Annotated in this window: 20 protein-coding genes; 13 read left to right on the top strand and 7 right to left on the bottom strand. The window is 59.9% G+C overall.

Annotated elements, in window-relative coordinates; genetic code table 11:
- Positions 1-23: 23 nt before the first annotated feature.
- The 4 genes from A8G00_RS01790 to A8G00_RS01775 all read right to left on the bottom strand — a co-directional run bounded on the left by A8G00_RS01790 (position 24) and on the right by A8G00_RS01775 (position 7641).
- Positions 24-4319 carry a strawberry notch-like NTP hydrolase domain-containing protein gene (locus A8G00_RS01790; protein WP_240962261.1) on the bottom strand — a complete coding sequence of 1432 codons (4296 nt, stop codon included), beginning with the start codon at positions 4317-4319 and terminating at the stop codon, positions 24-26.
- Positions 4320-4450: 131 nt separating this feature from the next.
- Positions 4451-6469, bottom strand: a complete 2019-nt coding sequence (locus A8G00_RS01785) for a ParB/RepB/Spo0J family partition protein (RefSeq protein WP_066563202.1) — start codon at positions 6467-6469, stop codon at positions 4451-4453.
- 125 nt (positions 6470-6594) lie between these two features.
- The gene (locus A8G00_RS25525) at positions 6595-6831 is read right to left on the bottom strand and encodes a toprim domain-containing protein (protein WP_253257881.1); all 237 of its coding nucleotides are present in this window, start codon (positions 6829-6831) and stop codon (positions 6595-6597) included.
- Positions 6832-7404: 573 nt separating this feature from the next.
- Positions 7405-7641, bottom strand: coding sequence for a sigma-70 family RNA polymerase sigma factor (locus A8G00_RS01775; RefSeq protein WP_145907674.1), 237 nt, complete (start codon positions 7639-7641; stop codon positions 7405-7407).
- Between the two features lie 515 nt (positions 7642-8156).
- Here A8G00_RS01775 and A8G00_RS01770 point away from each other — a divergent pair.
- From A8G00_RS01770 to A8G00_RS01750, 5 genes are all read left to right on the top strand, one after another.
- Complete coding sequence (locus A8G00_RS01770) at positions 8157-8756, top strand: sigma-70 family RNA polymerase sigma factor (protein ID WP_145907677.1); 600 nt, start codon at positions 8157-8159, stop codon at positions 8754-8756.
- Positions 8757-8820: 64 nt separating this feature from the next.
- Entirely contained in the window at positions 8821-9165 is a 345-nt protein-coding gene (locus A8G00_RS01765; protein WP_066563214.1) for a hypothetical protein, read from the top strand.
- A gap of 57 nt (positions 9166-9222) precedes the next feature.
- A complete protein-coding gene (locus A8G00_RS01760; RefSeq protein WP_102999815.1) occupies positions 9223-9663 on the top strand; it encodes a hypothetical protein in 441 nt (146 codons plus the stop codon).
- Complete coding sequence (locus tag A8G00_RS01755) at positions 9606-10235, top strand: RadC family protein (RefSeq protein ID WP_082749149.1); 630 nt, start codon at positions 9606-9608, stop codon at positions 10233-10235. The genes A8G00_RS01760 and A8G00_RS01755 overlap by 58 nt, the downstream gene beginning before the upstream one ends.
- Before the next feature lie 110 nt (positions 10236-10345).
- Positions 10346-10717, top strand: coding sequence for a MarR family transcriptional regulator (locus tag A8G00_RS01750; protein WP_145907680.1), 372 nt, complete (start codon positions 10346-10348; stop codon positions 10715-10717).
- Between the two features lie 114 nt (positions 10718-10831).
- Here the strand turns inward: A8G00_RS01750 and A8G00_RS01745 are convergent, their stop codons facing one another.
- On the bottom strand, positions 10832-11353 hold the full coding sequence (locus A8G00_RS01745; RefSeq protein ID WP_082749195.1) for a hypothetical protein: 522 nt from the start codon (positions 11351-11353) through the stop codon (positions 10832-10834).
- A 195-nt stretch (positions 11354-11548) separates the two neighbouring features.
- Between A8G00_RS01745 and A8G00_RS24940 the strand changes: the two genes are divergently transcribed.
- The 5 genes from A8G00_RS24940 to A8G00_RS01725 all read left to right on the top strand — a co-directional run bounded on the left by A8G00_RS24940 (position 11549) and on the right by A8G00_RS01725 (position 14874).
- Positions 11549-11713: a DUF6771 family protein gene (locus A8G00_RS24940; protein ID WP_169575789.1), complete on the top strand. Its 165-nt coding sequence runs from the start codon at positions 11549-11551 to the stop codon at positions 11711-11713.
- A 214-nt stretch (positions 11714-11927) separates the two neighbouring features.
- On the top strand, positions 11928-12746 hold the full coding sequence (locus A8G00_RS01740) for a type IV toxin-antitoxin system AbiEi family antitoxin (protein WP_082749152.1): 819 nt from the start codon (positions 11928-11930) through the stop codon (positions 12744-12746).
- Entirely contained in the window at positions 12733-13653 is a 921-nt protein-coding gene (locus A8G00_RS01735) for a nucleotidyl transferase AbiEii/AbiGii toxin family protein (RefSeq protein WP_066563225.1), read from the top strand. The genes A8G00_RS01740 and A8G00_RS01735 overlap by 14 nt, the downstream gene beginning before the upstream one ends.
- A gap of 126 nt (positions 13654-13779) precedes the next feature.
- A complete protein-coding gene (locus A8G00_RS01730; protein WP_066563229.1) occupies positions 13780-14289 on the top strand; it encodes a UPF0158 family protein in 510 nt (169 codons plus the stop codon).
- A gap of 102 nt (positions 14290-14391) precedes the next feature.
- Positions 14392-14874, top strand: a complete 483-nt coding sequence (locus tag A8G00_RS01725; RefSeq protein ID WP_066563235.1) for a hypothetical protein — start codon at positions 14392-14394, stop codon at positions 14872-14874.
- Between the two features lie 62 nt (positions 14875-14936).
- Here the strand turns inward: A8G00_RS01725 and A8G00_RS01720 are convergent, their stop codons facing one another.
- Both A8G00_RS01720 and A8G00_RS01715 read right to left on the bottom strand, forming a co-directional pair.
- A complete protein-coding gene (locus A8G00_RS01720) occupies positions 14937-15428 on the bottom strand; it encodes a GNAT family N-acetyltransferase (protein ID WP_066563237.1) in 492 nt (163 codons plus the stop codon).
- Complete coding sequence (locus tag A8G00_RS01715; RefSeq protein ID WP_066563239.1) at positions 15425-15718, bottom strand: DUF1778 domain-containing protein; 294 nt, start codon at positions 15716-15718, stop codon at positions 15425-15427. Before A8G00_RS01715 ends, A8G00_RS01720 begins: the two co-directional genes overlap by 4 nt.
- A gap of 613 nt (positions 15719-16331) precedes the next feature.
- Here A8G00_RS01715 and A8G00_RS01710 point away from each other — a divergent pair.
- From A8G00_RS01710 to A8G00_RS01700, 3 genes are all read left to right on the top strand, one after another.
- Positions 16332-16898, top strand: a complete 567-nt coding sequence (locus A8G00_RS01710) for an RNA polymerase sigma factor (protein ID WP_082749196.1) — start codon at positions 16332-16334, stop codon at positions 16896-16898.
- A 91-nt stretch (positions 16899-16989) separates the two neighbouring features.
- Positions 16990-17862 carry a FecR family protein gene (locus A8G00_RS01705; protein WP_066563242.1) on the top strand — a complete coding sequence of 291 codons (873 nt, stop codon included), beginning with the start codon at positions 16990-16992 and terminating at the stop codon, positions 17860-17862.
- 94 nt (positions 17863-17956) lie between these two features.
- Positions 17957-20338: a TonB-dependent receptor gene (locus A8G00_RS01700; protein WP_102999814.1), complete on the top strand. Its 2382-nt coding sequence runs from the start codon at positions 17957-17959 to the stop codon at positions 20336-20338.
- Positions 20339-20427: the final 89 nt, after the last annotated feature.

Raw genomic sequence — 20427 nt, 5'->3', positions numbered from 1 at the left:
GGATGAAATCCGAGCGGCGGCTGTCAGGATCGTTCAACGATAATAGCGTTGAGGATTGTTTCCGCCTTCTCGGGTGGCAGAAATAATCTCGTCTTATACTGGATGATTTCACTGAACGCGCCGCGCGCCTTCAGCCATTCCCTGTCATGAGGCTGGAAGTCCCGTATCTCTATTCTGCGACTGCCGTTGACGATCGACGATATCAGTCTCGCCCCGCCAAGGCCGGGGACAAAAGCCCCCTCTCCATTTTGCGCCGCGGCAATCAATTCTTCAGCGCTCAGCTTCATGGCCCGTTCAAGCCCAAACGCCGATTGCAACTTGTCGAGGGCCGATGGCCTGATGATACGGCCCAGCACCGATAATCCCGTGCCATCGTCGATCCGCCAGACACGAACGTCGTCTTGCGGCAATTTGTGCCATACAGGTAACAGCAGACCGGTAGCGACGCTGATGGTTTCCACGTCGAGCCGTGCCTCGGTCTCAGCGACTTCAGCATCCCAGAGGTCCTTGAACGTCGGGCGGCTGATCACGGTCCAGTGGCTATGCCCAAGCGCTGCGATTTCCATGCGTGATGTACCGGTCGGCCGGACCAGCTGGCACATGGCAATGGGCCGCCCGTCCTCGTCCGTGATCGACCAGGATGGCACGCGCAAGGCGACGCGACCGGACCGACCGTTGCGCAGAAAGGCGATGTCGCGGGTCTCTTCCCAGAGATGCATGAGGCGGTTCCAACTGGTCGCGTGCGGACGCAAATGGAGTTCCAGGCGCATGAGCTTTGTTTCCGCGCCCGTCACCGGATCGGTCCGAAGGACCTGATCCGACAAGGTGACGATCTTCTCCGCACGGATCGTTTCGACGCCAAGATCCAAGGTGCCCGCCTCACGCGCAGCGTCCACGCGGGCCTGGATGAGGCCCATATATTCTTCGAAGATGGCGTTCTGGGTCGCGATCCGCAGAGCCAGGATGCGATTAAGCCAGCGCTGGATCGGCGGGAGCCGTTCGAGCAATGCGCCGCCATCGTCGACAAGCTTGAGACCGGTCATGTCCATGAAGTCGTTGAGGGTGACACTGGCGAGCTTTCCCGCGCCCAGCAGATGATACCATTGCGTCAGCGCTTCGCGCGCATAATCGCTTTCGAGATTGTCGGCCGGATCGAAGAGATTTTGTCCACCGGTCTGACGCTGGCCGCGCGTCAAAGCGCCCAGGCTGTCGAGGCGCCGGGCAATCGTGCTGATAAAACGCCGCTCGCCTTTGCAGTCGGTCGTCACCGGCCGGAACACCGGTGGAAACGCCTGGTTGGTACGGTGCGTGCGCCCCAGGCCCTGGATCGCAACGTCCGCGCGCCAGCCCGGTTCGAGCAGGAAATGAATGCGGCGCTTGTGCGCGCTCTTGCAGGCAAGATCGGCATGATAGGATCGGCCGGTCGACCCGGCGTCGCTGAAGACCAGGATCGACTTGATCCCATCCATGAAAGCCCGCGTTTCCGCAATATTGGCGCGGGCACTGCGGCGCTCGACCTTCTGGCGGCCATGGCTGTCGATGACTATGCGTCGTGAGCGGCCTGTTACCTCGGCGACCATATTGGTCCCGAAATGCGCGATCATGGCATCGAGCGCGGCGGGCACAGCCGGCAGGGAGCATAGTTCCTCGATCAGGGCTTCACGCGCCGCGATCGCCTCCTGGCAGTGAACCGGCCGCCCCTCGGAATCGGCCATAGGCTCCGATCGCATGCTGTCGTCGCTCGCGCGGAAGACCCGCATCTGGCGCGTGGGGAAGGCGGATGTGAGATAGTCGATAAGGATCTGAAGCGGTGACAAATCCAGATCCAGCGTAGCGCGTTCTTCCGCCGACAGGCCCGCAAGACGACGATCCAATATAGCTTCCGCAGTGGTGACGAGTTGGACGACGACCGCGTGCCCTGCGGCGATCTCGGCCTCGAACGCCTTGATCGCCGTGGGCATCTTCATGGAGATCAGCAGCTGCGAAAAGAAGCGTTGCTTGGCGCTCTCAAACCGGCTGAGCGCCGCCCCCTTGGCCTGGGCGTTGAGGGTCGCACCCGACATGCGGTCGACGATGTTGGAGGCTTCCAGGACTTTCTGGAGTCCGCGATGGACGATCGCCCAGCTATCCGCGTAAGCGTCGTAGATCGCAATCTGATCTGCGGTCAGCTTATGTTCGAGCGGCTCATATTCGACGCCGGCGAAACTCAATGCCCGGGCGGTATAATGCCCCATGGCTTTCAAGTCGCGGGCCACGATTTCCATGGCGGCAATGCCGCCGTCGTCCATGGCAGCCATGAAGGCATTGCGATCGGTAAAGGCGGTGCCCGGTCCCCACAGACCAAGCCGCGAGGCATAGCTCAGATTTTCAGGCTTGGTGGCGCCGGTCGCCGAGACATAGGCGATGCGTGCGCGGGGGAGCGCATTTTGGAGCCGGACGCCAGCCAGGCCCTGGTCCGAGCCCTTTGCGGTCCCGAAATCATTTTCGGTCCCGGCGGCATTGCCCATGGCGTGGGACTCATCGAACAGGATGACCCCCTCGAAATCCGATCCGGTCCATTGAAGGATCTGTTGCAGGCGGGTGGCGGTCTCATGGCGCGCGGAGCGCAACGTTGCATAGGTGAGGAAGAGAATGCCCGAAGCCATGCTGATCGGCTGCCCGATGGGGAAAGCGTCCAGGGGCTGGATATCGATGGGAAGGCCGCCAAGGGCGCTCCAGTCCCGGCGCGCATCCTCGAGCAGGGCTGCGCTCCGCGATATCCAGATGGCGCGGCGATTGCCCCTGTTCCACTGGTCGAGGATGCAGCCGGCACCCTCCCGGCCCTTGCCGACGCCCGTACCGTCGCCGATGAAATAGCCGGAGCGGTAGAACCGCCCCTGCGCATCCTCATGAAGCTGGTCGCCGGCGCTATTTGGGGTGAATGTGCCAGGCAGGTCCCTCGCAAAAGCTTCACCGGCGTGGATGATTGTTTCGAGCTGCGCCTCGGACAGCTGCGTCCGGGCGCTGCGCTGAAGCATCGGCCGCCAGTTCGGCGCGGGCGGCAGGACCGACGCCATGGCCATGGATTCGACAAGCTGGTCGGGATGCCGCGTTGCCCCCTCAATTGTCATCCGGGCAAGCCGCCAGGGCGTATAGAGCCCAACCGGCTCACCGGGCGGCACGGGCTCGTCCAGGATCTGATAATCTAAGGGTTCCGGATCATCCTTCTCGTCAGGCCATCGCGCCGGTGGAGCAAGGCGCGGCGATGCAAGCGCACTGAAAAGCGGCGACGGGGCAGCGCCGCGTGGCGGCCGAGGCCGGAATCTTGCCACGGGCGCGGATGGTTCAGGTAGTGAAGAGCCGTCCAGCCTTGGCGGCAGTGCCAGGACAGGGGCCAGCGCCGCGCGGATATCGGGCGCGCAATGACAGGTTGCAGACCCCGTCCAACCCTTGTCGAACAGGAGCAGGCGGACGGCGATGCTCGTCCCGTGTTTGGCATAGGGCGATCCCAATATCGTGATCTCGGCGCGGGGCGGCACTACCTCTGCCACCGAAGCATAAGCCGCCGCGCCGCTGCCATCGGCGGCAAAGGTTGAAGGCATGATCGCAACGCAGCGTCCACCTGGCGCCAGGCGCAATAGTGCCGAACGCAGATGGCGGGCGCCGCCATGTCGGTCCCGGCCCCTGCCCTCGCTGCGGCTGAAAGGCGGATTGATGAGGATGACGGAGGGACTGATGTCCACCGGCAAATGGTCATGGATGAATTCAGCGTCATGGGTGGTGACTGCCTGCCCCATGACAAGCGCGAGCAGCGCGGCGCGGGCCGGATCGCGTTCGTTGAGCGTGATTTGCGCTGGTGCCGCCCCGCAATGGGCCAGCAGCATGCCTGTGCCGGCCGAAGGCTCCAGGAGGCGATCATCGGTGCCGATCCGGGCCGCCTGGTTGACGAGCCAGGAGAGGGCAAGCGGCGTGCTGAACTGCTGCATCGCCACCTGATGTTCGGACCGATAGCTGTGGGTCGGAAGCCGGTCCTGGAGGAACAGCAGATCGTCAAATCGCGCTTCAGCCGTCCGGCTTTCCGCTTCGCTGGCCCCGCTCTCGCGAAGGAAAAGGACCTGAGCGGCTTCGAGTGCGTCATAGGCGTCACGCATCGACCAGTCGCCCCATGCATCGCTGGTTCCAAAGCTTTGCGTCATCAGCCGCTTGAGCGTCTGACGGCTGGGCGGCCGGGAGGCCGCCAGCAATGCGGACACGGCTTGGGCAACGTCGAATAGCTGCCGGACCTTTTGAGGCACATCTGCATCGGGCGCCTCGACGGGCGCGAAGAGTGGAAGGGTCATGAAATTTTCCTGGCTGGGGACTGGTTCGGTCGGTCGGCATCCACCTGCGCCGGACATGCGACCGGACAGGGCGGATGCAAAAAGGGGCCGCAGCGCAAGGCGACAGCCCCAAGGATGATCAATGCAGGCTGTCAGGCTGCCTGGGCGATGTCGTCGTTCTCAGCCGGGGGCAGCACTTGCGCATCCGCGGCAATATCTTCACCGCTTGCGCCCGGTTCGATGTCGTCTTCATCCGGCTCAACCGGCGGGCTGAAGCGCATTGCGTCGGGCAGCCAGGCCAACGCCTTTTCCTTGAGGTCAGCCTCGATGATCAGCGCGCCGGAGAAAAGCTTTTCGGCCGACAAGGCGAGATCATGCTTTTTCGAGGCGCTGTAACGGCTGCTGAGTTCAATCCCGCCAATCCCCTCGAACTCCGACAGGATCGACGCCTTGCTGATCCGGTCGAAATAGTTGTTCGCGGTGGGCCGCCACCATGAAGCGACGTCGATTTCCAGTTTCTGACCCAGGTGATCGATAAAGTGACTCCCGGATTGACCAGCAGGAACGGCCTGCATCGTACGGGCAATCAACCAGCCGAACCAGGCGGCTCGGGCTTCCTCAGCAAGCGCGCAAAAGGCGTCATAGCGTTCCCGCTCATCGGTAGGTTCGGTCCAGCTGCGATCAAGGCTGGCGTCGCACTTCATCCACTCCTCGGCTGCCGATGTCCCACTCTTATAGTCGGTGAGCCGGGAAAAAGGCGCATTGGCACGCAACTCGGTGGCAAGATCACTGGTCCGATATTTCCGGGTCGCAGCGTCAGCCATATAGAAGGTGGCGAGATCGAGCGCGAAGCGGGGATCGCTGGCGACATGGATACGGAGCAGCTCGGCCTTCATCTCAGCCAGTTCCTCGGCCAGACGCTGGCTGATGCGAGGCTTGGCCGAAACCTCTTCATCCGATGCGGCCTCTTCCTCCGCATCCTCGCCGGATGGCTCTTCCTCCTCATCGACAGGCTCGGCCGACGGGGCGATGTAGAGCTGCTCATGGATGCGCGGCTGCCCGTCCTGCCCGATCACAACATAGGCCAGAGCGGAGGCCTTCTGTTCTTCGGTCAGAATCGGCGCGCGTTGCTGGATCGCCTCATATTCCGCATTCAGCCGATCATAACGTGCCTCGGCCTCTTCCTCGCTTTCGTCGGTGTCGGCGGGATTTTCGAAGCCTTCAAGTTCCGTTTCGATGTCGGCCAGACGCTGTTCCTGCTCCTGCGTCAGCGGCGGTTGCTCACCATCGACAGGCTTCAGACCCCAGGTGGCGCTATAAGCGATATGGGTGGTCGGCACGACGCGGATTTCTCCAAAGCCTTCCCGTTCCTGGATCGCCTCGGCGGCCTGCGCCAACTTGTCACTCGCAATTTGGCTGAGCAGATCGCCATCGATCCACATCTCGGTGGCGTTGTCGGTGAAGAGATCGCTGTCGATCCGGCCACCAGCGGCGAGATAGGCCTCGCGTCCGACGAGTAGGGCTTTGGGATCGCTGCCCCGATAGCTGCCCTGTGCCAGCTGACGCCGAATCTCGCTCACATTGGCGCGGTAATAGCCCTGGCCCAGCTCTTCGAAGACGTTCGCTTGGCGCGCGGGATCGGGGCTACTGCCATAAGCCATGGCCACCTCGATGCTGATTTCACCATCGCGCAGTGCGTCAAACACGCAGGGCGCCAGATCAGCGAGGCGAAGCCGGCCAAGCACGAAACGCTCGGTCAACCCGAACCGTTTGGCGATCTCGGCCGGCGTCTTGCCCTCGGTCTGGACGATATCCTGAAAGGCCTGGCAGGTGTCCGCAGGCGACATGCTTAACTTGAAGAAATTCTCTTCAAGGCTGGTCGCGATCGCATCCTTGGCTTCGCGAAGGACGAGGACGGGAACCTGATAATCCGCCGCGAAGATGCCCTTTTCGATCAGGCGATGGACTGCGTCGAGGCGTCGGCCGCCCGCAGCGATGCGGTAATGGCCCTTCTTGCGGGAGACGGGCAGGCCGATGAGATTCTGCCTTATGCCCTTGGCAGCGATATTGGCTTCGAGCTGAGCATCGGCGACGGGGTCGCTGGCCTTGCGGACGTTAGACGGCGATTTGGTAAGGTTCGCTGCGGGAACGAGTATAGGAAGCTGGTTCATGGAATAGTTCTCCTGGCGAGGGAACCTGACCATCAGGCCCCCTCTCGCCACCAGTACCTCCCCCACTTCCCTTCCATCTTGTGGACATCGTTCCAGTCGTTCATGCCCATGGGCGGCCAGATCGTCTATACCATTCGGCCAGGGTCTTGATAGGCGATAAGGGCTTTGGCCGCGCTCAATTGCCCGGCCCGATCATTGTCGGGAAGCAGGATGAGGCGCGTCACCCGAGAGGGCAGCGCGATATTATGGAGACGTTCGCTGCCCAGCGTTGCCCAGACGGGGATGTCGAGCAGGGCCATGGCCGAGATTGCAGTCTCGATGCCCTCTGCCAAGCCGAGCGTATCCGTCGCTGGAGCCAACATGACCGCCCCCTGTCGCGGTCCTCCTAGCATCTGCCGCGGATTGATCAGATCAGGTGCGAGACAGCCAGAATGCGGGTCGAGGAAAGTCCGGTGGACGGCAACGAAGCGGCTGCGGTCGTGCAGGGCTGTGATGATAGCCGGCCTGAATGTGCATGATTGTTCCCTGCCGAGGGGTGTTCGGGGATGGAACCGCAGGGAGCAGGGAGCCGCCTGGATTGCGCGGCTGCGGAGATAATTTTCCCCGATCGTTCCAGCGAGGGGCATGCTGGACTGCCAGAGATCATGCGCGCGCTGCAGATTCCAGGATGAGGGCCGCGACCGGGTCGGCGAAGGGATGGCTATCGATTGTAGGGTGCCGCGATCAATAGCCCGGACGATCCGCAGCACGTCTCTCGTGTCGCAGCCAGCGAATCATTTGAACAGAAGCGCTCTCTCGCCGACCCGCACGGATAGGCTGGGCGTATGGTCATCATGTGCGGGGCAGCGGCACATTCCACCTTGTGGTGTCCATATTCCACCCAGCTTCTCGACGATCCTGCGCCCTTGCGCGTCCAGCAGCGAAACCATCACAGGTCAGCCGGGAAAATCCATGCCCTCATGCGCAGACGACTGCGCAACGGTGCGGATCGCACGCCGCAGGTGCATGCGTATTTTCCAGCGAGGGATCGCAAATCGCTCGGTGATTGCATCGACTCCCATGCCATGATGCACCCGAAGAGCGAGTATCGCCGCAGTCAGCGGAGGCATGGCATCAACCGCCGACTTCAGCACTGGGTCCAAAGGCCGTTCTAATCCGGTTTCTTCCTTCACCCTCCGACACATTGGGTCGCTCCTAACGAATGGAAGGTCTTCGGGATCGTGGGCGCAGACTCGGTCACAGGGATCCGTCAGCACCGATCGCGGCCCATTTTGATCATGCCGATTGTGACTTGCGGCGGTTGCAAGATAGACCCTGATCGCCCGCGCTACCGCAGCGTCGCTACCAGAGCCGCGACGCCAGGGACGGACCGACATCAGACCACGCAATGCCTGAAAACCCAGCCACCATCTCATGGGAATCTCCGAGTTGAAGGAACGAGTGCAACCCAATGGCCGCATCACTCCCCCTCCCCCTTTCCTTCCCATGGCTGGGCGGTATCCAGATTCCTAGATCATGTCGGCCATCGGCCTCGCGTATCCCACACCATGGCGGAAGAATTTGGCAGGCCCGTTCTGCGCCCATTCTCCGTTGCTTTTGTGTTTCAGTTTCATGACACTGCAGCCATGCGACACCGACCGCGCATGGATGTCCGGGGCGAATTCGAGACGGTCAGGATGTGGAGGTAGTGACGAACATGCCGCTCGACCCTGACGCGATCGACTGGGAGCCTCATCGAGAGCAACTCGAACGCTTTAACAACCTTGAGCGCGAAGTGCTTAAAAGGTCCGGGCATGGATTTAGCGCGAAGCAAATCGCCAAGCAGGTCGGCACTAGCCAAAACATGGTCACCAAGGCGATCTTCACAGGACGCACGCGCCTGGGCGGCCAATATTCAAAAGCTGAAGCGGGACGCATTGTGATTGCCTGGGAAGCTGCCATGGAGGCGGCCAAGAAAGCGGCCGAAGAAGGGGTACATTCTTTATACCCCCAAAAATTATACCTTCCGCAGCGCGATGATTTCGGACCAGATGAACCCGCTGATGTCCAAGCGGATGCACAGATTCCACATGCAGAGCCACCGGCGTTGGAACAGGATGCTTTGTCCAGCTTCCTCCGCCGTCTGGCCCGTCGGAACATTTTGATGCTCCGCACAAGCGGGAGGCAAGATAATGACCTGAAGCTATTATTGACCCTGGCCGTCATTGCGGCCGTTGCCGTCCTCGCTCTTGTCATGGCAGGGTCGGCCGCTTCGCTGCTTACAGCGCTCAATAGCGCATATACTTAAGGCAGCCTTTTCCACATCGTCAAATGCAACGACCCGCTCCGTCCGGACGCGGGAAGGAGAAATCATGCGCTCACAACGTCAAACCATCGCCAAATCCGTGGCCGGAAAACTCTTTGCCGCCGAAGAGGCCATCGACATCGCGGCAGCCAGGATTGCAGAGCTCAACGCCGCCCTGCCGATTGCCAGGCTGGATGCCCGCTTTGCAGCAGCCATCGGCCAGAATGCGCTCGTCAGTTCGGCATCGGCTGTCATGCTGATCGCCCAGACGCGGCAGGAGATCATCACGACCCACGCCAATCTCAAACAGACCAACGACGATGTCGGGCTAGCAGAGGTGGGCTATGGCGACCTGTTCAAGGCCGAGCACAAGCAGCAGCCCCCAGAGGGTCGCCATCTGCGGGCGGCATGATCCCAGCGGGCGGCAGCGGTTGACGGGTGGAAGCAGTTATGTGCTTTTCATACTGTTATGACACGACAATCTGGATTTCTACTGCTGCTGATCCTGAGCTGCCTCTATGCAATGATGAGGGGCGGCCGACCCGAAAGGATCGGGGCGGCCACCCTCTTCGGCGGCGCCTGCCTATCCGTGATCGTCGTTGATCCGTTTGGCGGGCGGTTTCGTCACATTGAGCCGGGTCTGCTTTTGACAGACTTTGCAATGCTGGGCATTTTTCTATGGCTTTCAGTCCGAAGCACGAGATTCTGGCCGCTCGGAATCGCGGGATTGCTGCTGGCGGAAGTGATTGTTCATGCCGTGCGGGGAGCGATGCCGAACATCGTTCCCAAGGCCTATATCGATGCGGTCGGCTTCTGGAGCTGGTTCGCGCAATTATTTTTGGTGGTGGGGACATGGCGGCACGGAAAACGCATGAGACAGCGGAATGTCGACAAACCCTGGAAGAGCTGATCAGGCTTACCTGCCCGGGTCGCGCGAATGAACTGTCCAATCGGCTGGTGGATCGCTTCGGTTCGCTGGGCGACGCAGTAGCAGCGCGCACGGCAGACAGAACCGCAATCCTGGATGGCGTGCCCGAGGTGGAACGGACCATTCAATGCCTGCGAAAGGCCATGAACCAAATCCTGCACGGTCGAATCCAACAAAGGCGCGTCATGTCGAATGAGAGGGCGCTGCTCGATTATCTCCGCATGGCCATGGCGTTCGAACCGATCGAACAGTTTCGGGTCATATTTCTGAACGCAGCCAATGAGTTGCTGGCGGATGAGATACTGGGAATTGGAACCGTGTCCCGAGTCCATCTCTATCCGCGAGAGGTGATGAAGCGCTGCCTCGAAATTGGCGCCACGGCCATCATCCTGGTGCACAATCACCCAGCCGGAACCGCTGAGCCGTCACGGGCCGACCGGAATTTAACGCAACAGATGATGGCCGCGGCGCAACCGCTCGCCGTCACGGTTCATGACCATCTGGTGATCTGCCGAGATGGATATGTGAGCTTTCGTAAAGCTGGTCTGATGTAGGTTCCGGCGCCCTGGCTGGGTATCGCCCCAGCCCCACGCGGCACCATCAGCACGCACCAACAATTCGTCATGAAATGGGAATTCAGCTTCCACGGGAAGGGAGTGCGCAAATGACGCAGATGATGCCAATAAACCGCAGAACGGCGATGTGCCGCAGGCTTATCGATATGCGGAATGCCGTTGGCGACGCGCTCGGCTATGAATTTTGTCCCAGCCCGATCTGGGACATGCTCCTCGATCTGTATCTCGCGCGGCACGAAAATCGAGGCGTCTATCTTTGGTCCCTGTATATGGTCGCGCATGTTTCGCCGTCGACGGCGCAGCGCAGGGTTGTGGAAATGGAGCGGCAGGGCCTGCTCATGCGGGAGTTGTCTGACCGCGATCGCCGCTGCATCGGCGTCGAGATGACGGAAGGTGGCGTTGATAAGATGAACAGCCTGCTCGACCGGCTGATCGGCATCTGTCACACCTCGCCCTTATGACATGGCGGAGCGGCCCGGTCCGGTCAGCCCGTCCGACCAAAAGCGCCATGAACGCGGTGAAGGATTTTTGTTGGCCGCAATAGTGAGTTGCGGCATGCACGTTTTCGCCATGGCTCAGTCGTCGAGCGTGCGGGCGAAACGAACCACGCGGTCGATTTCCTCGGGCTTGCCTCTGATCAGGTCGATCCGGCGCCTGCCGTCGAATGCCGGTTCTCCCCCAACCAGAAACTGGAGGATCGCCCATCCACTTGATCGGGGCGCTGCAGCAAGAAGCTGTGGGATGGCGGGCCGAACGCTGTTGCCGTCGAATTGAAAGCTCGAGAACAGCTTCACACCCCCGTCGTCCAGCATGAGCAGGCGGCGCTCGCGCGCAGCCTTGTAAACCGCCTGGACGGTCTTGTGGCCGAGCAGCTTGCGGACCGACTCCGCGCTGAGGGCCTGTCCAGCCGCCTCCATCATCTGCCGCTTGAAAGTGATTGTCCGGCCGAGTTCCTCGACAATGTCCGGGTTATCGACCTGGGTGGCGGGAATGCCTCGCGCCAGGTTGAGGATGAATTCGGGCAGATCGACGCTTTCGATGGCGATCTTCTTGGCGGCGACCGGCATAACCTTCAGCAAACGTTCGGCGCTCGCCATGATGCGCGCGCGAAGCGCTTCATTCAGGTCGATAGAATTGCCGGTTGTCGGCCATACCATAGGATCACCTCGTTTAATGGAGATGATATTGCATGGAAAGGGGACGAATTCAACGAACGGCCAGAGACAGTCAACTCGGGATTACATCAGGATCGGCTCTTGCCCCTCCCGGTTTCCCGAAGCATAGCGGTGGCGATGAACGAAGAGCTGGCAAAAATTGTGCTGACAGTGCTGCAGCGGGCGCCCGAATGGATTCGGCACGATCTTGGCGCAAAGGACAACAGCCTGCGCGCGCGAGCCGAAGAGGTTTTGGCAGCGATGGTGGAAGCCGCGGTCCGGGAGCACGACTTAGCCTCGTAATCCACCGAGTTGCTCACCATGGAGTAGCAATTCTCCAACCGCTTCACATGGTCGGGTATCATCGACGCTCGTTGCGGCCGCCCCGGGATGACAGGCACATGGGAGCGGGTGTGTAATCGCAGTTTGATATATCCATATTTTGCTAAGTTAAACTTTCTAAAATGAATGATTTTCAAACTAGACTTCGGTTTAAAAATATTCCAAAATACCAAGTATGGCTTATTCTTCCGAAAGAAAGCTAAACCGTCTACAGCAGCTTCCCGAAAGCGTGCTGGTTGATGCCGCGTGGCTTGAACGCCATGGCTATTCGTCATCGCTGCGTAGCCAATACGTCAAACGGGGCTGGCTGCATCAACCCGCGCCGCGCGTTTATCGCCGAGCTTCCGGCCAGCCCACCTGGCAACAGGTCGTCACATCCCTCCAATCGTTCATGGATTACCCTCTGACTGTGGGCGGCCGCACCGCGCTCGAGGAGCAGGGCTATGCCCACTATCTGGGTGAACGGCGCGAAGTGCATCTCTATGGTCCGCGAAAGGCTCCGGGCTGGCTTGAGGCACTGCCGCTCGACATCCTGTTTCGCTGGCATAACAGCCGCCGCCTTTTCCCGGATAGTCCCGAACTGGCGCCGGCTTCGGCGCCCCCTGAAAACACGGATTCGCTGCTGCCCGGCGGCTTCATGGCAACCGCTGGCACAATGCAATGGCCGCTGCGCCTGTCCTCGCGGGAGCGCGCCATACTCGAATTGCTCGACGAGTTACCCACCCACGAAAGCTTCCATCAGGTCGATATGCTGATGGAGGGGCTCACCAACCTTAGCCCTCGCCACCTGCAGCCGCTTCTCGAAAGCTGCCGGAGCGTCAAGGTAAAGCGCCTGTTCTTTTTCTTTGCCGACCGTCACCGCCATGCATGGCTGGATGGCCTCGACAAGAAGGCCGTCGATTTGGGTTCCGGCAAACGCTTGCTGGTCAAGGGCGGCAAGCTTGATCCGACCTATCTCATCACCGTTCCGGGAGACCTTGATGGCCTATCTTGACCAATATCGCGATCAGGTCGCCCTGCTCGTGCGCGCGATCCCGTTCGTTGCGACTGAAAATGATTTTGCGCTCAAGGGCGGCACGGCGATCAACCTGTTCGTAAAAGACTTGCCTCGCCTCTCAGTGGATATCGACCTTGCATATCTGCCGATAGCCGACCGGGCCACGTCGCTCGCGGAGATCGACACGGCCATGGCACGTATCGCCGATCGCATCGAAAAGGGCATCCGGGGCGCTCACGTGACACCGAGCCGACTGCGCGCAGAAAATGTGATCACCAAACTGGTCGTCCGGCTGGACAACGCACAGATCAAGATCGAGGTGACACCCGTCCTGCGCGGTACGGTCTATGACCCCACCGAAACCTCCGTCACCTCTCCCGTCGAGGATGCCTTCGGCTTTGCGCGCATGCAAGTCGTCTCCCTCGCCGATCTCTATGCAGGAAAACTCGTCGCGGCGCTGGACCGCCAACACCCCCGCGACCTGTTCGATGTCCGCGAACTACTCGCGGGCAGCGGCGTCGACGATGCGCTACGCCGCGCATTCATCGTCTACACCATCAGCCATGATCGCCCCCTGTCGGAGATCCTCGCCCCTACACGGAAACCGCTCGAAGAGGAATTCGCGCGCGGCTTCGATGGTATGACGCGCGAACCGATAGCCCTCGACGCCCTCATCGAGGCGCGCGAGGCGATGATCGGCACGATGATCGCGGCCATGCCAGATGCGCACCGGCATTTCCTGATCGGCTTCAAACAGGGGGAACCGGATTGGTCGTTACTGGACGTGCCCAACGCATCGACTCTGCCCGCAGTGAAGTGGAAAATGCACAATCTCGGCAAACTCTCCCCCGAACGGCGCCACGCCCTCGTAGAGAGGCTACGAAGCGTGCTGTTTCCCGAGTGAATGCCGTCCACGGCATGTCGAAGAACGGAGGAATTGGCGCCGGACGCAGTTCCATACAGCGCGCCCTTCAATCTTGTTTGAGCTCGTTTCGTTCGCCACGATGTGCCAACATTTCCCGAAGATAAAATGTTCTCGGTCTTTGATTGGCGAGTCGTGCACATGACACCGGAAAATCGTCAGACAGTGCCTATTCTGCTGAGCGATCTCATCGACGCGCTCGAATTTGTCAGCACTTCCCAATATGACGAACATCACGCCTATATTTGCAGGCAATCGGGCCGCATCCTTTTTCTGGCCGACAGCGTCGACATGGACGATGCGGCGGAGTTGCCTGACGATCCGGAGGCCGCAGGCTATATCCTGGTGCCCCATCGACGCGACCTCGACCTTGGGAAAAAGCTGGCGCTCGCATTCGCCGCCGAGGAACTGCCAGAAGCACAGATGGACGTACGGGACATTTTCAGCCGGAAAGGCGCCTACAGGCGTTTCAAAAATCTGCTCGAGGCGAAGGCCGTGCTTGAAAGATGGTATGCCTATGAAGAACGCGCGGTCGAAGCGGCCATGTGCCGATGGTGCGACGATGTTGGCTTGACCTGGACCCGCGATACCCATCCAGATGAGACAGGCAGGAGTTGAGCGGAGAATGATGCCGCGCATATCATGCGACGAATGCCATAGCGGCGTTCCAGACTTCGAAATAACGCATTTCGGGAGCCTCGAGGCCGGTTACCGGGATCTTTGCAGCCGCTGCACGAGGAGGTCGCCCGCCGGAACGGGCTGACCTTCACCCATATCGCCTTCCTGCCAATGGAATTGCTCGATGCGAACGGGGCCGGGCATCGGTTCCATTTTGTGCTGCGGCTCCTTGGCATGATGCTGTCGCTTGAGGCTGTCGAAGTCAAAGGCGGAAGACGGGAAGGCTACGAATTCCAGGTGCATGGCGCCGCAGACGCCGATCCGCTTGATCTCATGACGCGCCTGCTCGAACGGATGCGGCATGATCTTGCCACGACCTACCTGGTCGAAGGCGATCTGGGTTTGTCCATTTCGGGAACGACCGTCCGAGGCCAACTCACTTGCGACCCAGAATCCGCCGATTATATGCCGGTGCTGATCATCGATGGGCGGGAGGTGAGTTGGGAGCAATTTGGTCGCATGCTCATGACCTTTGAGGGATGGCGAATCCATCTCGAAATCCAGGACCCCAGCGAGGAAGTCTGAGAGTATCGGTCTTCAATGATCCAATTCCATGAACCGCAAATATCGTGCATGGTTGGGAACGATCAGGCAGCCGCTTTCAAATCGGAAAGCGGGATCATGAGCGTCATCTCGTTGGTGGGTGATTGCAGGAAACCGCACGCCAAGTAAAATTGCTTCGCGTCATCACTGATTGCATGGACGATCATGCCACGGACGCCGACAAGGTCAGCGGCGGCAATCACCCGGCGGCCGGCGTCGCGGATGAGAGCCCTTCCAAAACCTTTGCCGTGTATGGACTGGTCGATCGCCAAACGAGCCAGAGTTATAACCGGAATGGGATCTGGCATATTTCGGCGGAAGCGGCCTACGGCCTCCGCACAGGCGATCGAACTGGAGGCCAGCGAATAATAGGCGATGACGCGCGCGTCATCGCACAGGACGAAAGTTCTGCTGGCTCCGCTTTCATGATTGGCACGCGCGCGGCGCCTTAGCCAATCGTCAAGCGAAGCCGTGCCGGAGGTGAATTCGTCAAGCAGATGACCGTCATCGAGCGGCACCGGAGCGATGAGCGTCACTGGGACTCCCAGGGCGCGGGCGTCTGCATGGTTTTGCGAAGCTGCTCATTCGCTTGCGCGGGGCGGTCGAGCATGGCCAAAAACTCGCCATAGGCTTCGGACGATACAGAAATGACACGTTGGTCGAGGATGGCATCCTCGGCAGCCTTCCTGGACGCAGCAATCATGAAGTCGGAGCGCGTGCGGCCAAGCATGTTTGCCGCCCGATCGATCAGGGACTGCGTGTCCTTTCGAACACGCAGATTGACGGCCTGAAGTGGCGTTTCCGAGGAGGCGGTGGTACGTGGCATGCCCTTGATCCTTTAAACCTCTCCCTACCATGAAAGATACACGGTGTGTATCTATTATTTTGGAATGCGGGATCGCAGACGAATTTCCGGATCGGGAATGGTAAATTTCGGCATTTAACGGCGATGAACGGCGCGTTGCCGAGCGGCCGGACTGATCCCGTTTGGAATGACATCACTCATACTCACGGTACTGGCGAAAAACAGGCTTAGCGGCGCTGCGCTAGCCACCGTGAGCAGAAATGGTGTATTATACACCACCCGACAAATTCGAGCTTGCTTCAAGGCGTTAATCGCGCAAACTAGGCCCGCTTCCGGGAAAAGAACGGAAGTGGGGCGTGGAAACCCTTCTGGATTGCTCGGTCACAGATTTCTGGGGCCGGGTGGCATGCGCGCATGTCCAACCGGCAACGGTAAAGGCGCATGCGCCTGTTCCAGACAGGTTTCCAACATCCGGCTTAGGCCGTCGCCCCGAGTGGACATAGGTGCGACGAATGAGCCAGGGCCAATCACGACCGGCGCGGGACCGGTCTAATCCGGGAATATTTCCCTTTCACGACGACCGCTGCGGGAAGCCATTCCTGCGATGCGGTGCGCATATGATGAGAATGCCGTCATGAGCGTCTCTCCCCAACGACGCGCGTCCCTCGACGATGACGACGCAAATAGCGCAGCCCCTCCCACCCATGATTTTGCAGACGTGTACCGGCGGGAAAAGCCCCGTCTCCTTCGCTATTTCCTGCAAAAGCTGGGAAATCGCTCGGATGCTGACGATATGGCGCAGGAAGTAATGACTAGGTTCCTGGGCGCCACGCCTCCGGTCGCGGTGGTAACCCCGCGGGCCTATATCACCCGCATCGCCACGAACATGCTGCGGGATCGCGCCGAACGGGGATCGACGCGCCTGTCGCAGCTGTCGGTATCCCTCGACGAAGGATTGCACAAATCCAACGACATCGACCCGCATCGTGAAGTCGAGGCGCGGCAGGAGATCCAGCGCTGGCGAGCGATCTTGCGGCAACTGCCGCCGCGCACCCTGGAAATTTTCCTTCTCAATCGTGTCGAAGGCTATAGCTATCGGGAGATAGCGACTGATCTGAGGCTCCCCTTGTGGAGGGTGCAAAAGCATATGTTGAAGGCCATCCGGCATATCGCCGCCAATATGGGAGGCGATCATGAATAAACTCTCATGGTGGGATCGCCGTGCCGCTTCGCGATGGCTTATGAAAATGCAATGCGACCCTGACAGGCATCGCGCGGGTCTCCGCCGGTGGATGGCAGCCAAGGATGGCCGTCAACATTTCTATGAAAAATTGTCGGCCAGCGTCGGCGTCGCAGCCGGCGCCGCGGCCGTTGCGCCCATGCATGTCGAGAAGGGCGTCGCGCAAATGCCAGGATGGCGGCCTGCGCTTGCCGCGGCAACCGTCATGACCCTGATCACCGCCGCCCTGGTCATGATGTTCTTCTACGCCCCATTCGCGCGCACGGATGCTCTGGGCGGCGGCAAGCTCGCAACGAGGATCGGCGAAGTACGCGAAGTCCGGCTGGAGGATGGATCGACGCTCATCCTCGACACCGGAACGAGCATCAATGTCGATCTCTCGGCGGAGCAACGTGTTGTAAGCCTGGAACGCGGGCGGGCAAGGTTCAGGATCGCGCATGATGCCGCGCGACCGTTCATCGTGCGCTTCGGCCAGAATGAAATCCTGTCCCCCGGCACGATATTCGATGTGACCTATGGCCATCGTATCGCCATTCATCTCCTTGAAGGAAGCGCCGACGTGAAGGTGCATGGATGGCGTTCCAGTGCTCGCTCCGAGCGACTCTTTCGTCTCCATCCCGGGGAGCAATTAGCCTTCCTTGATGGACAAGCCATGTCGCCTTCTGTCATGTCCGCAAAACCTACCGACGAGCAATGGGTCAGCGGCGTGAAAGATCTAGATGATGTTCCGATCAGCGAGGTAATCGCCGAAGCCAACAGTTACAGCACGACGCAGATCGTGCTCGCTGATCCAGGGCTTGGCAGCCGGGAGATATTCGGCTCGGTTCACATCCGCGACATTGACGCCGTGGCGGAGGCAATTGCCGCATTCCTGGAGGCGAGGATCGATCGTTCCCATCCAGGAAAATTGATCATCACCAAATAAATTTTAGCCAAGCCAGCTTCAACTTTTCCTTCCCCCGTCTTTTCCCGTTTGCCCTGTCCAAGAAGGGCGCAGCGAAAATGATGGGGGAAGCATCATGGGTTTCGGCAAGACGGGATTTCTGATTGGCGCAGCGACCGCCCTGGTCGCGATAAGTCCGCATGTCCTGGCTCAGGACAGCGAAAAGCGATCCTATGATCTTCCGGCGCAGGATCTGAAATATGCGCTTCGTGCCGTTGCCCGCAAGGACGGCTATCAACTGATAGCGGATTCAAGAGCACTTCGGGGCAAGCAGGCAAAAGCCCTCAAGGGCGCCTATACAGTCAGCGAGGCTGTCAGCCTCCTTGTCGAGGGCAGCGACCTCATAGCGGAAGTCCGCAACGGTTCGATCTTCGTTCGGGGGCGAGGCGAACCATCGCGGGAGGCGATAAACGGCACGGCGGAAAATAATATCATCGTCACCGGGTCGCGCATTCGCGGTGGCGCAAGCGCGTCGCCCGTGATGACCAGGACACAGGATGATATTCGCACAGCCGGACTTTCCAATCTCGGCGATTTCGCCCGCAGCCTGCCTCAAAGCTTTGCCGGCGGGCAAAATCCCGGGGTCACGGTCGGCGTGGGAGGTATCAGTAACGAGAATGTAAGCTCCGCTTCCAGCCTCAATCTTCGCGGACTTGGTCCCGATGCCACGCTGACACTACTGAATGGCCGACGCATCGCCTATAATGGCGTGGCGCAGGCCATCGATATTTCCTCCATTCCCCTGGGCGCGGTCGATCGCGTGGAAATCATCACCGATGGTGCTTCTGCCGTTTACGGTTCGGACGCGGTCGCTGGCGTCGCCAATATCATCCTCAAGCGCAGCTATGATGGAATGGAGGCATCCGCCCGATTGGGCGCGGCAACCGATGGCGGCGACGAGCAGCAGCAATATAGCGTGGTGGCGGGAAAGACCGGACGCAATCTCGGCTTCATGTTCACCTATAGCTATGACCGCAGCACGGCCATAAAGGCCGGCGACCGTTCATTCACCAACAACGCCTTTCCCAACACGACCATTCTCCCGGCCATGAGACAGCATAGCATAGTGGCGACCGGATATTGGGAACCCACCGACCACCTCACCATCAGCACCGACGCGCTTTTCAGCAATCGTCATTCCATCACCATTCAGCCGCTTATCAGCAACGATTATCGGGATCGAGGATATCGCCGGACACCGCGGAACCAATCCTGGTCAATATCCCCAAAAATAGAATGGAAGCTGCCCGCCGACTGGCTCGCCACATTCATGGGTACCGCAGCACAGGACAAGCTTGAAATCAACTCGCGCCTCTACACAGCAGGTCTGCTGAATTTCGCCTCGGTCGGCAGCTATACCAACAAGTCCCGCATATTGGAGATGAACCTGGAGGGCGCACTCGTCGATCTGCCGGCTGGCGACTTGCGACTCGCCCTCGGTGGCGGCTACCGATCGAACAGGCTGATCGCCGATCTCCAGACGGAAAGAGCGACCGGGACAACGCCTACGGTACAATTTTCAAAAAATCGCAGCAGCTATTACCTCTTTGGCGAAGCCGCCATTCCGATCGTGGCGCCAGAGCAGGACATTGATTTCATTCATGCGCTGTCTCTCAGCGCCGCAGCGCGCTATGAAAGCTATTCGGGCGGAATGGGGCATGTCACGACGCCCAAATTGGGACTCGTCTACGCCCCGTCGAAAGATATCAATCTCAAATTTTCATGGGGCCGCTCGTTCAAGACACCGACGCTCTACCAACAGTTTCTCGATTATACGGCGCAGTTGGTGCCGATCAGTGATTTTGGCGGCAGTGCCTACCCCGCTTCAGCTACGGCGCTCTACATCTCTGGTGGCAATGCTGATCTCAGGCCCGAGCGGGCCACCACAATGGCCGCGACGTTTGAGATACATCCGGCCGCGCTGCCTGGGCTTAAGATGAGCACAAGCCTCTTCCACATCCGTTACAAGAACAGGATCGCCACGCCGATCGCCTCGACGACCGGTCTATTGTCCAACCCCGCCTATCAGTCCCTGGTCAACCTTAGTCCCACCGAGGCACTCATCGAAGCTTTCATATCGGGATCTCCCACAGGTCTTACGAACCTCACCGACGCGCCTTTCAATATCGACAATGTGGCGGCTATCGTCGACAGCCGATACGTCAATATCGCCCAGCAGACAGCGAAAGGGATCGATCTCGACATAAGCTATTCTGTCAGATTGGCCGCTGGGGATATGATCCATCTGACGGGAAATCTGACCTATCTCGAGAGCCGCCGGAAAGTCACTCCCGTATCCGCCGCGGTCGATACGGCCGGCACCTTGTTTTTCCCGCCGCATTGGCGCGCGCGAGGGGGCGCGGACTGGTCTCATGGCGGTTTCAGCCTGGGGATATTCGGCAATTATATCGGCGGAATCAAGGATCTGTCCGCCGTCAGCGCCAATGGCACAGATTGAGGTTGTGATTTAAGGAGGATTTGGGCTTCGTCGTAGTGACGAAGGAACGAAGATGAAGCCCAAATCCTCCTTGAAAAAATCGGCGCCGA

The organism is Sphingobium sp. SA916, from assembly GCF_002894065.1.
GTDB classification, from domain to species: Bacteria; Pseudomonadota; Alphaproteobacteria; order Sphingomonadales; family Sphingomonadaceae; genus Sphingobium; species Sphingobium fuliginis.
This window is presented reverse-complemented; position numbering and strand designations above follow the sequence as displayed.